The sequence below is a fragment of the Thermodesulfovibrionia bacterium genome (assembly GCA_030646035.1).
Lineage (GTDB): Bacteria > Nitrospirota > Thermodesulfovibrionia > UBA6902 > UBA6902 > JACQZG01.
The window spans coordinates 24,579-39,829 of the sequence record JAUSMY010000053.1 but is presented as its reverse complement, the minus strand read 5'-3'; the positions used below and the strand labels follow the sequence as shown (position 1 = coordinate 39,829).

Annotated in this window: 14 protein-coding genes; 6 read left to right on the top strand and 8 right to left on the bottom strand. The window is 47.6% G+C overall.

Annotated elements, in window-relative coordinates:
* Positions 1 to 69 precede the first annotated feature (69 nt).
* From Q7U10_08270 to Q7U10_08255, 4 genes are read right to left on the bottom strand one after another with little or no spacing between them, the layout of a single operon-like run.
* Positions 70 to 3,324, bottom strand: a complete 3,255-nt coding sequence (locus tag Q7U10_08270; GenBank protein ID MDO8282598.1) for a CusA/CzcA family heavy metal efflux RND transporter — start codon at positions 3,322 to 3,324, stop codon at positions 70 to 72.
* A gap of 13 nt (positions 3,325 to 3,337) precedes the next feature.
* Positions 3,338 to 4,516 carry an efflux RND transporter periplasmic adaptor subunit gene (locus tag Q7U10_08265; GenBank protein ID MDO8282597.1) on the bottom strand — a complete coding sequence of 393 codons (1,179 nt, stop codon included), beginning with the start codon at positions 4,514 to 4,516 and terminating at the stop codon, positions 3,338 to 3,340.
* Between the two features lie 36 nt (positions 4,517 to 4,552).
* The gene (locus Q7U10_08260; protein MDO8282596.1) at positions 4,553 to 5,866 is read right to left on the bottom strand and encodes a TolC family protein; all 1,314 of its coding nucleotides are present in this window, start codon (positions 5,864 to 5,866) and stop codon (positions 4,553 to 4,555) included.
* Between the two features lie 12 nt (positions 5,867 to 5,878).
* Positions 5,879 to 6,268: a FixH family protein gene (locus Q7U10_08255; GenBank protein ID MDO8282595.1), complete on the bottom strand. Its 390-nt coding sequence runs from the start codon at positions 6,266 to 6,268 to the stop codon at positions 5,879 to 5,881.
* Positions 6,269 to 6,627: 359 nt separating this feature from the next.
* Between Q7U10_08255 and Q7U10_08250 the strand changes: the two genes are divergently transcribed.
* From Q7U10_08250 to Q7U10_08225, 6 genes are all read left to right on the top strand, one after another.
* Positions 6,628 to 6,834 carry a 4Fe-4S binding protein gene (locus Q7U10_08250; GenBank protein MDO8282594.1) on the top strand — a complete coding sequence of 69 codons (207 nt, stop codon included), beginning with the start codon at positions 6,628 to 6,630 and terminating at the stop codon, positions 6,832 to 6,834.
* 138 nt (positions 6,835 to 6,972) lie between these two features.
* On the top strand, positions 6,973 to 7,287 hold the full coding sequence (locus Q7U10_08245) for a DUF6122 family protein (protein ID MDO8282593.1): 315 nt from the start codon (positions 6,973 to 6,975) through the stop codon (positions 7,285 to 7,287).
* Positions 7,288 to 7,376: 89 nt separating this feature from the next.
* Positions 7,377 to 8,195, top strand: a complete 819-nt coding sequence (locus Q7U10_08240; GenBank protein MDO8282592.1) for a nitroreductase family protein — start codon at positions 7,377 to 7,379, stop codon at positions 8,193 to 8,195.
* A 120-nt stretch (positions 8,196 to 8,315) separates the two neighbouring features.
* Positions 8,316 to 8,963 (top strand): hypothetical protein, encoded by a 648-nt coding sequence (locus tag Q7U10_08235; protein MDO8282591.1) that lies wholly within the window; start codon positions 8,316 to 8,318, stop codon positions 8,961 to 8,963.
* 213 nt (positions 8,964 to 9,176) lie between these two features.
* The gene (locus Q7U10_08230; GenBank protein MDO8282590.1) at positions 9,177 to 9,395 is read left to right on the top strand and encodes an addiction module protein; all 219 of its coding nucleotides are present in this window, start codon (positions 9,177 to 9,179) and stop codon (positions 9,393 to 9,395) included.
* A complete protein-coding gene (locus tag Q7U10_08225; protein ID MDO8282589.1) occupies positions 9,395 to 9,691 on the top strand; it encodes a type II toxin-antitoxin system RelE/ParE family toxin in 297 nt (98 codons plus the stop codon). Before Q7U10_08230 ends, Q7U10_08225 begins: the two co-directional genes overlap by 1 nt.
* 7 nt (positions 9,692 to 9,698) lie before the next feature.
* Here the strand turns inward: Q7U10_08225 and Q7U10_08220 are convergent, their stop codons facing one another.
* From Q7U10_08220 to Q7U10_08205, 4 genes are all read right to left on the bottom strand, one after another.
* Positions 9,699 to 10,892: an FAD-binding protein gene (locus Q7U10_08220; protein ID MDO8282588.1), complete on the bottom strand. Its 1,194-nt coding sequence runs from the start codon at positions 10,890 to 10,892 to the stop codon at positions 9,699 to 9,701.
* Positions 10,883 to 11,665 (bottom strand): electron transfer flavoprotein subunit beta/FixA family protein, encoded by a 783-nt coding sequence (locus Q7U10_08215; GenBank protein MDO8282587.1) that lies wholly within the window; start codon positions 11,663 to 11,665, stop codon positions 10,883 to 10,885. Before Q7U10_08215 ends, Q7U10_08220 begins: the two co-directional genes overlap by 10 nt.
* Positions 11,666 to 11,734: 69 nt before the next feature.
* Positions 11,735 to 14,452, bottom strand: a complete 2,718-nt coding sequence (locus tag Q7U10_08210) for a GNAT family N-acetyltransferase (protein ID MDO8282586.1) — start codon at positions 14,450 to 14,452, stop codon at positions 11,735 to 11,737.
* A gap of 47 nt (positions 14,453 to 14,499) precedes the next feature.
* Positions 14,500 to 15,222, bottom strand: coding sequence for a TMEM175 family protein (locus Q7U10_08205; protein MDO8282585.1), 723 nt, complete (start codon positions 15,220 to 15,222; stop codon positions 14,500 to 14,502).
* Between the last annotated feature and the right edge of the window lie 29 nt (positions 15,223 to 15,251).

Sequence of the window (15,251 nt, the reverse complement as noted above, 5' to 3'; positions counted from 1 at the left end):
GTTTGATACGGAATACAGGAATATCAGCTTAAAAATGTTAAATATAATACCACATAAAGCTGACAGCTTTTACACCTTAAACTTCCTTCTCTTCCACAGCAGATAGATAGCAGGATAGATGGTCAGTTCAAGTATCTCTGATGTCACGACTCCGCCGATCATCGGGGCGGCGATTCTCTTCATTATATCCGACCCGGCGCCGTGGCTGAACATGATCGGTATCAGGCCGGCGAGGATCACGAAGACGGTCATGAGCTTCGGCCTTATCCTCTTTACAGCGCCGTGCATGATAGAGTCCTTAAGGTCTGCAATGTTATTCATCTTGCCTTCTTTCTTCCACTGCTCATATGACAGGTCAAGATACAGGAGCATGACCACGCCGGTCTCAGCGTCCAAGCCCGCAAGCGCTATAATGCCGACCCAGACAGCTATGCTCATATTGTAATCAAGAAAATAGAGGAACCAGAAAGAACCTACCAAAGAGAACGGGACGGCGAGCATCACTATCATCGTCTTTATCCATGATTTTGTATTCATGTAGAGCAGCACCAATATGATGAGCAGAGTAAGAGGAATTACCATTTTGAGCCGTTCGTGCATCTTTACGATGTATTCATATTCTCCGCTCCACTCAAGCCTGTATCCTTCGGGAAGTTTGACCGCCTCTGAAACCTTCTGTTTTGCCTCCTCAACATAACCGCCGACATCACGGCCTGAGAAATCGATGTACACATACGAGGCGAGCAGGCCTTCCTCGCTCTTGATGGCTGTCGGGCCTTTAATAATTTCAATGTCAGCAATCTCACCGAGAGGAATTTGTAAAACTTGTGAACCGCTCATAGCTGACTGTTGGCCGCTGACTTCCGGCTGCCGGCTGTTCATCACAGGTATAAGTATCCGTCTTATCTTATCAACATCGTTTCTCAGTTCGCGCATATACCTGACATTGACCGAATATCGCTCTCTGCCTTCAACAGTAGTTGTAAGGTTCATTCCGCCTAATGCGCTTGCTATGATATTGTTCACATCATCCATTGACAAACCATAGCGGGCGATCTCCTCACGCTTTGGTTTAATGTCCAGAAAATAACCTGTGGTTAATCTCTCTGCATAGGCGCTCCGTGTACCTGAAATATTCCTTACCGCGTTCTCAACATCAAGCCCGATCTTTTCTATGATCTCTATATTTGGCCCGAGAACTTTTACGCCTACAGGTGTCCTGATGCCTGTTGCGAGCATATCTATCCTCGCCTTGATCGGCATAGTAAAGGAGTTCGCCACTCCCGGTATATTGAGCGCGTCATTCATCTCGTTCTTAAGCCTTTCAACAGTCATGCCCGGCCGCCACTCAGACTCAGGCTTCAGATTAATTACCGTCTCAAACATCTCAAGAGGAGCCGGGTCTGTGGCTGTCTCAGCGCGCCCTGCCTTTCCAAATACCTGTGCAACCTCCGGAATCTCTTTCAATAACTTGTCCTGCAATATAAGAAGCTTTGAGACCTCTGAGACAGAAGCGCCGGGCACAGTCACCGGCATATAGAAGAGCGAGCCTTCATAGAGCGGGGGCATGAATTCATTTCCAAGTTTAAGAGAAGGAACAGGCGTGATTCCGAACATCGGCAGTATGAATATACCGCCTGTAATAAGAACGATTATCAGAGAGAAGACGATAATGCTCTTGCTGAACCTCAGGGAGAATGCCACCCTTGGCCTGTACAGCTTGCCAAGAAAATGTACAATGGGATTCTTTTCCTCCGGTCTTATCTTCCCTCTTATAAAGAGCGTCATAAGTACAGGCGTAAGTGTGATGGCGAGGAAGGACGAAAAGAGCATTGCAAATGTCTTGGTATATGCAAGTGGCTTAAAGAGCCTGCCAGCCTGTTCCTGAAGTGTGAATACAGGCAGAAAGCCTACAGTGATAACAAGCAGAGAAAAGAAGAGCGACGGCCCGACCTCTTTTGCAGCTTCGATGATCACATCGGTTCTGGTTTGGAGGGGTACGCTCTTTAACCCCTCTGTGTCCCCCCTTGGCAAGGGGGGAATATGGGGGGTGTTTTCCCACTCTTCCAATTTCTTATGCGCATTCTCAACCATGATGATCGAGGCGTCAACCATTGCTCCGATCGCGATTGCGATACCGCCGAGGCTCATAATGTTCGAGGTCACGCCGAGGTAATGCATACAGATAAAAGAGATAATGATAGCAAGCGGCAGAGTTAAGATGACCACTAACGCGCTCGGCAGGTGGAAAAGGAATATGATGCAAACCACACTCACAGCTATGGAAAGTTTTATTATCTCCTCTTTCAGCGTGTCAATGGAGCGGTGTATAAGGTCCGTCCTGTCGTAGGTGGTGACTATCTTCACGCCTTTGGGAAGGCTCGGCTGGATATCTTTTGCGATCTTATCTTTTACACGTTCGATTACGCTCAGTACATTCTCGCCAAAACGCACAACAACAATACCGCCTGCAACCTCGCCCTTTCCGTCAAGGTCTGCAAGCCCTCTCCGTATCTCCGGGCCGAGCTGAACGGTCGCAATATCGCGGAGAAAGACCGGCGTTCCGATACCGTTAGTGCCTACCGCTATGTTCTGCAGATCCGAAATATCTTTGATATATCCCCGTCCCCTCACCATGTACTCAATGCCTGAGAACTCCAGCACCCTGCCCTCAACATCTTTGTTGCTCCTTCGGATGGCTTCCATTACATTCATCAGAGGAACGTTATAAGCGAGCAGCCTGTTGGGGTCGATGTTTACCTGATACTGTTTTACAAACCCGCCTATGCTCGCAACCTGCGACACGCCCTGAACGCTTTCGAGCGAGAGCTTGATGTTGTAATCCTGCATGGATCGGAGCTGAGACAGGTCATGCGTCTTAGTCTCATCCACCAATGCGTAACTGAAACCCCAACCAAGGCTTGTTGCATCAGGCCCTAAGACGGGATTAACATCCTGGGGAAGTTTGTTCTTGACCGATTGAATGTACTCGAGTATGCGGCTTCTTGCCCAATAGATATCAGTCCCTTCTTCAAATATTACATAGATAAAAGAGCTGCCCAGAAATGAGAAGCCACGCACCACCTGCACCTTTGGCGTTGCGAGAAGCGTGGATGTTATCGGATAGGTTATCTGGTCTTCTACAAGGTCAGGGCTCCTGCCGGGCCATTCCGTATACACGATGACCTGCGTATCGCTCAGATCCGGTATGGCGTCAAGCGGCGTATTCTTTAATGCCCAGTATCCCCACACGCAGAGAAAGGCAACCATCAGAAAAATGATGAACTTGTTCCTCGCGCTGTATTCGATTATTTTTGCGATCATTAATTCATGCCCATCAGTGATCCATCTTTAGAGGAGTTACGCCCTTTAACTGCGCTTCAGAATCTATAAGGAATGTCGCTGAGGATGCGACCTTTTCACCCGGCTTTAATCCCATCAATACCTCTGTGAAGCCGTCTGCTTTTACTCCTGTCATTATCTCTCTCGGCTCAAAGAGACCCTCGCCTTTATCAACATAGACGATCTTCCTTTTCCCTGTATCAATGATCGCGTCATCCGGAATGACGAGCTTTATTCCGGCATCTATCTTGATCTCAACATTAGTGAACATCTGCGGCTTGAGATCTCCTTTATCATTCGGTATCTCGAATCTTATAGTGGCTGTCCTTGTCGTGCCTGCGATTGAGGGATATATGAAATTGATGACAGATTCAAATTCCTTTTCAGGGAAGCTGCTCAGAGTTATCTTTGCCTTTTGTCCTGTCTTAACAAACGGCAGTTCATATTCAAAGATATCCGCCAAGACCCAAAGCCTTGAAAGGTCTGCAATATCAAAAAGCTTTTCACCCGGCATCACCCTCATACCTTCTACTGCCATCTTCTCTATAACATGGCCGTTCGACGGGCTGTATAGAGTAAGAGTCCTGAAAGGCTTGCCTGTTTCACGTATCTTATCTATCTGGTCGTCAGAGATATCCCATAGCTTCAGCCTCTGCCTTGCAGCGTCAACCAGCTTCAAGGCATCACTTGAAAGCAGGTCGCTGACCTCCCCTTGCCCCCCCTTAGTAATTGTGGGATTAGAGTGGGTAGCCCACTTCACTAAATTCAGATACTCCAACTGTGTCGCGTAAAGTTCAGGGCTGTATATCTCTGCAAGCGGCTCGCCTTTTTTCACAGGGCGTCCGGTAGAATTGATGTATAGCTTCTCTATCCAACCCTCAAATTTTATATTAACCGTGGAAAGCCTTCTCTCATCATACTCGATGCGTCCTACTGTTCTGATGGTCTTGCGGATAGATTTTACAGTGGCTTCAGTTACCCTAACCCCTATCATCTCCTGCTGTTCAGGATCGATCTCAACAGTGGGAATCTCATCAGTAGTTACAGTCTCAGCCTGAGGAGCCTGGCCTCCGCCATGTGCCGAATGATCCTGCTGGGCAAAAATTACTTTGGGAATAAACAGAAGAAGCCCTGTGAGTAAAACGAAAAATGTTAAGTATTTTATCTTCATCATGAAAACCTCTCCTTCAATATGATTACAAACAAATAACTACTGACTCTTTACCGTTGTTATAGCCTCAAGCCGTGCTATCGCCTTTTCTCTCTCTATGAACTGCTGCCAGTATAACGCCTCATAATCAATGCGGGACTTCAATCTGCTTATAACCGTCATTGCCTCGACCTTGCCGGATATATATCCTGAGAGAGAAGAATCAAAGTCCTGAGCAGTTTTCGGGATCAGGGCGTCTTTATATATCTCCATAAGTTTGGCTGAGCTGCTCAGCATCGAATAGTTGTCTCTTATCGCGGATGATATCATTAACTGCATGGATTGCAGTTCAAGTTCTGCCTGTGAACGGCGGGCCTCAGCCTCAAGCAGGGCCTGCCTCTGTTTGGTCTTGTAGAAGAGCGGGATATTGATGGTTGTAGTGAGTCCCCACATGTCTTCATAATATTTATTCTTGGCGGAATAATTTCCAGTGACCGTGAAGTCAGGATAGAATTCTTTTTCAGACATCTTTATCTTCGCCTCTGATGCCTGGATCATCTTACCCTGCGCCTTTATCTCAGGAGAGTTATTCATAGCTGTATTTATGAGATCAACGAGAGTATAAGTAAATGACGTCGGCATGACTTCCTGCGGCCTTCCGAGAGGAGAATTTATATCCCTGCCTAAAACAGCATTGAGCATCGCCTCGAGTGATTGTATCTTTTGCTTAAGCATCTCCTCTTTCTCAAGGAGCATGTACTTTTCAGTCTGCGCCATTAACACCTCTTGCTGAGGAGCCATGCCTGTGGAATATCTGGACAATGCGGCGTCCTCAATTCCTTTTAAAAGTGATGCCTTATCATTTAAAAGATCAAGGTTTTTATAAGTGAGGAAGAGTTCATAGTAGAGTTCTTTTACCCTTGCGGTGGTCTTCAGCCGGAGCGCGTCGGTCATGGCCTTTATGCCCTCGGCATCCTTTGAAGCCATGTCCGAATTCAAAGCCAGTTTGCCGGGATACGGAAGCATCTGCGAACAAGAGAACATCCATTTCGAATCAGCAGCCATCTCGTCATTAAAGGTGTATAAGTCCCGCACACCTTCGTTTTCATACCCGAACATCAGCATCGGGTCAGGAAGGCTGCCTGCCTGCGGTATCCTGTAACCTGCAGATAATTCTTTTGACCCTGAAACGAGGATGTCATTGTTATTCTTTTGCGCCTCCGCTATCAAGTCAGAAAGAATCAGTTCATCTGCAAATAGAGAAGAGACTGTAAAAATAAAGAAGTAGAGGGGAAATGCGAGATATTTGAAAAAAGCAAATCCCCCCTTTGTGCAAGGGGGGATGATATTTATATTTGCAGAATTCTGCCTCATTCGGTTCGGGCTTTATTGAGCGTCTATGCTGAACTTGACTTTAGATGTCTTTTCGCCTTTTGTTATCTTTACTAAAATATTCCATGAACCGCCCATTGAAAGGTTCATAGCTGCCTTATACTCATCTTTGTCCAATGCCGCATCAGTCTTATAGTTCATTGCCGGCATCCCGGGCATAGCGGGCATGGAGTATTCTACAACAACCTTCACATCAGTTACATAATTTCCTTGCATATCCTTCAATTTAATAGCTATATTGTTGTCACCAACAACAGGCGGATTCTTGTCAATACTCACCTCAACATTGTAATCTGCAGTTGTTTTCTTGACCTCATAGTCCTTTGCATATGCAACCCCGCAAAGAAGCAGTACCCCCATCAAAACCATCAAAATCTTCTTCATCTCTCTCATCACATCCTCCATTTAATTCTCCGCTTGTTCTATACGGATTAGTTTACACTGTTTAACAGCCTCGTTCAAACAAATAATAATGTATCACCGTGAATATAATGTGAATTCTAATGATGTCTGTAATCCGATGAAATAACTGCAAAACCCTTCTTTGACTCATATGATGCATATCATAGTTTCAGAATATTCTTTGTGCAATTATATAACTACGATAGAGCAATTAAATGGATAGCGAGCGTATTCCCTGTCTTGCTACAGGGTCAAGCGAGCGAATATAGAATAATAATTCATTACCATTAAGATTCTCCGTAGCTTGCTGCGGGGAGGCTTTAATTTCGGAGGTGATTAAAATGTTTGTAGCTGTAGTTAATTGGAATAAATGCACAGGTTGCGGTGATTGCATACCTGTCTGCCCGGTCAAGTGTTTTGTAATGTCAGACGACAAGTGCTGGGCTTATGATGCAGCCAAATGCATCGGCTGCGGCGGCTGTGAGGAAGTTTGCCATGCTGACGCCATAGGTATCTCCGAAGGTTTTGGAGGTCAGGCAAGACGCTAAAGCATCACTTTCTGTCTCCCCACACCGCTGTCATTCCGGCGCCTCCACCCGCCTACTGTTGGCCTGCCTGTCCCATTCTTCGGGATCCAGAATCCAGCCTCTTTTTATTCTCGTAATGTAAAATAATCAGGAAGGTTGATCATGCATATCTTATTACATTTTCTCATTCCGGCAATTGTAGTCGGCTTCTTCTTTCGGCGCGATTGGAAATTCGCTTATCCGGTCATGGCATCCACAATGCTCATTGACATCGACCATCTCATAGCAAGTCCGATCTATGATCCCGCACGCTGCAGCATCGGTTTCCACCCTTTACATGGTTTCTTGCCCATATTACTATATGTGTCACTCTGCTTCTTCCCAAAGACGCGTTATATCGGCATCGGGTTAGTAATTCATATGGTACTGGATTCATTAGATTGTCAATTAACCAATGGTGTCTGGTTTGTTTAATTTGTGCTTGTATTTTGCCTATTCACACAACTATAATTTTCTTATTCCAGAAAAAGTGGCACAATTATTTTTAGACAGGGAGGTTTTTCATGCTTAAATTTCGAGTCGACAAAGATCGTTGTATCCAGTGTGGTGAATGCGAGGTTGAGTGCCCCGCTGGAGTGATCAAAATAGATGACTACCCTGCAATACCCAATGAAGAGGGGTGCTACAAGTGCCAGCACTGTCTTGCTGTCTGTCCATCGGGCGCAATATCGATCCTTGGCAGAGATCCTGATGCAAGCACTTCTCTTGCTGGAAATTTCTCTGACCATACTAAGCTGGAGACGCTGATTAAGGGGCGCAGATCAGTGCGGCGGTACAGCCAAAAAGACCTTTCCCCTGAACTGATCGATGAACTTATTGAGGTTGCCAACCATGCCCCAACCGGCGTCAATGCCCAGGACGTACTCTTCACCGTAGTCAGAGAACGTGAGGTCATGCAGACTCTGCGGGAAGAAGTCATGTTACAGCTTGGGAAACTATATGAAGACGGAAAATTGCCTGAAGGCTTAGTCAAACAGTATATAGGCTTTGCTGTTCAGGAGTGGAAGGATAAGGGCAAAGACATTATCTTCAGAGGCGCACCGCATCTCCTCGTAACCAGCGCACCGAAAAACGCTCCATGTCCAGGACAAGATACCCTAATCGCACTGACAACCTTCCAGCTGATTGCACAAGCCCGCGGCGTCGGAACGGTATGGGATGGCATGTTCATGATGGCCCTTTCCCTTTGCCCTGACCTGACTTTAAGGCTGGGAATTCCCGAAGATCACATTGTTGGATATGTAATGGTCTTTGGCGAACCTGCAGTGGAATACCATCGGACAGTGCAGCGCGGCCCTGCAAGTGTGAATGTTGTGCGGTAGAAATGTGCAGGATGCGGGGGCTCCGCTTGTTTTTTTCCTATTCATACAACTATAATTTTCTTATTATGAAAAATGCCTCTATAAGTACTAATTCTTAGGAAGAAAATAGAAGATACATATATGACCAAGACCCCCCAGACGATTGACGAGTTGCAAAAACACTTACGCGACAATGTTGGTTTCTTAGAAGCATCATGTGCCTCGTTTGACTCTGGTTTTTTGGGTGAAGCGAAGAGGCTAGCCACGACTATTCGTGTTCTTCTACATGACACCAACAAATCACAATCTCTGCTGGGACTTCTCGGGATGAAAAACAGTCTAAAGTACATCAACACTGCCAACCAGCATGACCCGAACAATCTATTCGCCCACCATGGGCTACTTGGGATGCGCTTTGGCTCTGGTGGCCCTAGTTATTGGGCACCACTTGGAGATGGTCCACCGTCGCGATATAACCGGCAAACTTGCACCTTTGATGAATGGTGGAATGAAAACGTCATTATCGATAAACGTGGAGGTGTTTTTAGTCGCCGTAACCTAGTGCTTTCGCTCGCAAACATGGACGGTGGCGCACACGTCGACCCTCTACTCGATAAAGCATATTCCGAACTAACAAGAAGCGATAGTGTAGGTTGGATGATTTCTGATGGGACTGAAGCACGCCCTCTTTCTGACATCGAGCTTCACAGTGTTCGTCAGATTGCATATGAGCTTATGCAGTCGCTCAATGCCTATGGTTATAACAACAGAACTACAACAAAAAGTTAACTTAAATCCCCTTAACTTCTTTAATCTTCTTAGTCAACATCGGCACAACTTCAAAGAGGTCACCTACTATTAGGTGCTGACAAGTTCGATGTTTCTATGATAATCTTAAAGTATCTTATGCAATAAACGGAGGGATACCAAAAATGTCGTTAACGGAAAACATTATAAAACATATCCAACACCTTCCTGAATCATTCCATGAGGAGGCTTAAAATGGCAACAAATGCCCAGCATATATTGCAAGAAGTATTAACTCTTCCATTGAAAGATAGGGCAACGCTTGTTAACGACATTCTTGCAAGCCTTGACCAGCCTGACGAACAAATAGACCGTCTATGGCGTAAGGAAATTGACGATAGGATAGCTGCATATCGTGCCGGCAATATGAAAGCGGTTCCGCTTGAAGAAGTTCTGTCAAAGTATCGTAGATAATGCAGATAAGATTCCTTGAAATAGCCCAAATCGAACTTGACGACTCTATTGATTACTATAATGCTGAATCTGACGGTTTAGGTGATGAGTTTTTAGTCGAGGCGCTTCATGCACTGGATCGGATTAAGAATTTCCCGGATGCATGGCATCCGTTTACAGACATCACCCGCCGATGTCAACTGCATCGTTTCCCTTACGGAATCATATACCAGATATTGGATACAGAGATTCTCGTCGTTGCAGTTGCGAATTTGCATAGAAACCCCGCCTATTGGAAGGATAGAATAAAAGCGTAATGAACTGCTAAATCCCCTTTACTTCTTTAATCTTCTTAGTCAGCATCGGCACAACTTCAAAGAGGTCGCCGACTATTCCGTAGGTTGCGACGTTGAAGATCGGAGCATCGGCGTTCTTGTTGATAGCGATAATAATATCCGAGGACTGCATGCCCACAAGGTGCTGAACCGCTCCTGATATGCCGCATGCTATATAGATCTTGGGGCAGACGGTCTTGCCTGTCTGTCCTACCTGATGGCTGTAAGATATCCATCCTTCATCAACAGGAGCCCTTGACGCTCCGACCACGCCGTCAAGCGCCTCTGCAAGCTCCTCAAGCATCCTGAATCCTTCCTTGCCGACTCCCCTGCCGCCTGCGACTATGATCTCAGCCTCATGAATATTGACCGATAAACCTGACTCCTCTTTAACAGAATTGATAACCTTTGTTCTTGATGAGATATTGCCGTGATCGATATTGATTATCTCACCAGCTCTGCCGGGAACATGCTCTCCCCTCTTCATGACGCGCGGCCTTACTGTTGCCATCTGAGGTCTGTGATTAGGTGTGAGAATGGTTGCCATTATATTGCCGCCGAATGCCGGCCTTACCTGAAGCAGGTTCTTTGTCTCTTTATCTATCTCAAGAGAGGTACAGTCAGCAGTCAAGCCTGTTCTTAATCTTGCTGCAACACGAGGAAGAAATGACCTTCCGATAGGCGTTGCACCTGCAAGCACTACTGCGGGTTTATATTTATCAATATGTTTTGAAAGAACAATTGCATAAGGCTCATCATTGAATTTATTAAAGGACGCGTCATTGCAGTGATAAACCTTATCAGCGCCCCACTCTATTAATTCTTTAGCAGCAGATGCATCAGCGCCCAGAAGGATCGCGGAAAGTTCTTCGCCAAGGTCATCGGCAAGCTTTCTGCCGACACCAAGAAGTTCAAAAGCTACAGAAGCAAGCTCGCCATCGCGCTGCTCTGCAAAGACCAGCACACCTGAATAACCTGTAAGGTCTTTTACAGGTGCTGCATCCCCTGCCTCTTTAACCTCTGTGATTGCACCTTCGGGACAGGCTGACATGCACATGCCGCAGAGCTGGCAGAATTCAGTGATAAATGCCTTGCCGTCCTTCATCACGATGGAGTCATAAGGGCATGTGTTTATGCACTCTCCGCACGCAGTGCATTTATCACGATTAACAACTATATACATTTGATATTCCTCATCTCTTCAACCAGCGCCTTGACCTGCTCATCGGCAGAGCCTTCAAACATCCTTCTGTCAGCCTTTATCTCAGGAGCAAAGATGCTCTTGACCTGAGTAGGAGAACCTTTAAGCCCGAGGTCAGCTTCTTCTATCCCGATATCAAGCCTGTTCATCTTCTTTATCTCAGCCTTCTTGGCAGCCATCTTGCCCTTAAGAGAAGGCATTCTCGGAACATTCAATTCCTTGACAGTTGTAAGCAGCACGGGGAGTGATGATTCAACAACATCATAGCCCTCATCCATAAGGCGCTGCACTCTGATATAGCCGTCTTTTATCTCTTCGATCTTTCTGATATACGCGATGTGAGGGATGTCAAGAAATTCAGCCATCTCAGGGCCAACCTGCGCGGTATCGCCGTCAATAGCCTGTTTGCCGCAGAGTATGATGTCAGCGCCTATCTTTTTAACAGCACCGGCAAGCGCGTATGCCGTAGCCCATGTATCAGCGCCTGCAAATGCCCTGTCAGAAAGAAGCACAGCCTCATTCACTCCCAGCGAGATCGCTTCCCTGAGCGCATCCTCTGCCTGAGGAGGCCCCATTGTGAGCGCTATCACTTCGCCGCCGACCTGATCCCTGATCTGAAGCCCTGCCTCTATCGCATTGAGGTCAAACGGGTTGATAATGCTCGGAACCCCTTCCCTGATGAGAGTATTGGTCTCGGGATTGATCTTCACATCCGCTGTATCAGGTACCTGTTTTATACATACAACGATCTTCAATTCAACCTTCCTTTTTTAGTTAATCAGAAAATAATAAGTAAGGAATATTTGCGCTGTTATTATACGAATTTAGGCTGAGTGTGTAAAGGTCATAGCGCCTGGCCTAAAGAGGATGCGGGCATCCACCGCCATAGTGCCCCTGCCCTGGTCAAAGACCATGAGCGGATTTATTTCAATTGAAGCGATCTCCGGGATGTCCTCTATGAGAGCTGAAAACCGGAGGAGCACTTCCCTGAGCGCGTCAATATCTCTTGGCGTGCTCCCGCGCCAGCCCTTGAGCAGTGGAAGCCCCTTCAGCTGAGAGAACATATAATCCGGGTCAATGTCCGTGAGCGGATGAATAGAGAAGGCAACATCCTTCATAAGTTCAACCTGTATGCCGCCGAGGCCGACCATGACGAGAGGGCCGAATACAGGATCAAATGACATGCCGAGAATGACCTCCTCTCCGTCATTCACCATAGGCTGCAGGATAACGCCTTCCATCTCTTTCCCCTGCCCCGCTGTCTCAAGTCGTGTCTTCATCTCATTATATCCCTGTCTTACTTCATCTTCACTCTTGAGCCCGAGCAGAACGCCGTGTACATCGGTTTTATGCGTGATCGTTGTCGAACGAAGTTTCATCACCACCGGAAACCCTATCTCTCTCGCCGCCTTTGCCGCCTCTTCAGCGCTGAACGCTGTCCTTGTTTCAGCGGCCGGGATGCCGTATTCCTTTAACAGTCCCAGCGCGGTTTCAGGCGGAAGCCAGCCACCGTTCTTGAGTACTCCTGACGGCTCCAGATATTTTCTTGCCTTTTCCTCATCAGCATCGGGGAAGACCGGCACAAGTCCTGTTTTAAGTATCCTGTACTGTGAATATGTATATGAATGAAAGAACGCCTGCACCGCATCTTCCGGAAACATATAGACCGGAATGAGACGGTCAGGTGAGGTGCGTATCTCAATGGTATTGGTCCCGGACATCATGAAGCAGGCGACCACCGTCTTTTCACCCGCATAAGCTGCCATCTCTTTTTGTATCCCAGATGCAACCTCCTGGTACGGCCTGACAGGGATATTGATGACGATAGCCGCATCTATCGACGGATCTTCCAGAATTACAGCAAGGGCTTTTCCGAATTGCTCTCCTGTGGCTGAAGCGATCATATCCACGGGATTGGTAAGTGACGCCTCCTTCGGAAGGAGTTGAGCGAGCTTCTGCCTGGTCTCCTCTGAAAGCGGGGGCACAGAAAGCCCGTAGCTGACAGCCGCATCAACCGCTAACACGCCCGGCCCTCCCGCGTTGGTGAGGATCGCGAGCCTCGGGCCTTTCGGCAGCGGCTGGTGAGCGAGGTTCTTTGCAGCGTTGAACATCTCCTCTATCGTATTTACCCTGATAACGCCTGCCTGCCTGAAAAGCGCGTCAACAGCGATATCTGAACCGGCAAGCGCTCCTGTATGTGATGTTGCAGCCTTTCCCCCTATTTCGCTTCTGCCCGCTTTGACTGCGATGATCGGTTTCTTGCGTGTAAGCCTTCTGGCAAGGCGGCTGAACCTTCTCGGGTTGCCGAAGGTTTCGAGATAAAGAAGGATAACCTTGGTATTGTCATCATCCTCCCAGAATTCAAGAAGGTCGTTAGACGATATGTCGATGCGGTTGCCGATGCTTGCGAAGTGGGCGATACCGAGATTATTGCTCTTCACATAATCGAGCAGCGCAATGCCGAGGGCGCCGCTGTGAGAACTGATGCTTACGCTTCCGCGCGGCGGCATCATGCCGGCCATTGCGGCATTAAGACTGGTCTCAGGGTCAGTGTTCATAATACCGAGACAATTGGGGCCTATCAACCGCATGCCATAAGACAAAGCCTTTTCCCTGAGAAGCCTCTGCCTCTCTACGCCCTCGGGACCGGACTCGCTAAAGCCTGCGGAGATGACGATCACGCCTATGACGCCCTTTCTCGCACATTGGTCGATCACTTCAAGCACCTGTGCTGCAGGCACAATGATAACTGCCAGATCCACATCTCCCGGCACGTGTTCGACTGTGGGATAACTCAATACCCCGCCGACCGATGTGGTTTTCGGATTGACCGGAAAGATAACGCCGCTGAAACCTGCAAAGAGCATATTTCTGAAGACCTTGCCGCCTACCCTCTCAGGGTTGCGGGAGGCGCCGATGACCGCGACGCTCCTGGGATAAAATATCCTGCGCACGCCTGCGGAGCCTGCTATGTGTTCTCGATATGCCTGCCGTTTTGCATACTCTTCCTGCTCTTCAAGATTGAAGATCAGTTCATACGCGCCTTCATGTATCCTTTTTGAGATTGAGAACCCGCTCTCCTCAAAGACCTCAAGCATCCTGGTATTTTCCGGAAGGACGCGTGCGATAAAATGCTTGATCCTGTATTTCGCCGCCGCATCGGCAAGCTGTTCGAGGAGTGCGGTGCCTATCCCTCTTATCTGTATCGTGTCTTCAACTACAAAGGCTATCTCTGCGGTACTTTTGTCAGGAGTGAGGAACCACCGTCCGACCCCGACGATATGCTCCTCTTTTTCTTCACCGGTCAGAGCCACATATGCGTAAGTATCAGGAGGGTGTATTACAGTGAAGTAATCAAGCTCCTGATCGCTTACATAGGACTTCATATACCCGAAACGCAGGTACCTCGTCTGGGGGCTCAGCCGGTAGAAAAGGTCTTTCAGTTTCTCCTTGTCTTCATGAGTGATCGGCCGGACCTTGAGGCTCTGGCCGTCCCTGAGTATGACCCTGATTATTGAAGGCCCGTCAGCATTTGCAGCCATTATTTAAGCTCCGTTATCAACATAGTTTTTACCTTTCTATTCCCGGATCACCGCTTGCGCGAGAATGGCGGAATAAACAGCACTGCTGCCCTCAGCGTCGGCCAGCCCTTGAAGGCGAAGAACACCGCCAGGCACAAACACATACATACGCTCAGGCCGACTGACACGAAGGAAAGCGCAAACGCCGCAAGGTACAGCAGCGGCCCGTATTGGTATTGCCTGGTGATCTGCAGGATCTCCCTGTCATCCACGTTCTGTGCAAGAAGCCTTCCGTTCTTTGACGCGTGATTCCACAAGCCCCTGAATGCAAATGCTATCGCAACATAGGTGCCGGCAAAGACCGCTCCCGCAATCTTGGCCTGGGGGTGCAGGAGATATTCCGCCAGCAGGGTCGTCGGGAAAGGCATGAACGTGATGAACAAAAGCAATAAGCCGTTCCAGTAGAGAAAAGTATGATCGGTCTTCTGTATAAAACTGAAGATCCGGTGATGGTTCACCCACTTGGCAAGGATCGTAATGAAGCTTGTCACGAAGGCAAGGTAATGAGGCCACATTTTTATTAAAGTTAAGCCTAGACTGCCGTCTGCGCCAAGTTCATTAGCCTTCGGCACATTGATCCCGAGAACCAGCAGCGTTATTGCGATGGCAAAAACACCGTCGCTGAACTGCTCAATACGCACGGTCTCATTTCGCTCTAACGTCTCCGGATTTTTCAAGTCGCTCTCAGGCGTCAGTTCTTTTGTTCTTGCGGCAATATCAGCGTTAACCATTTGACCTCATTGCTCTCTCACTGCGTCCT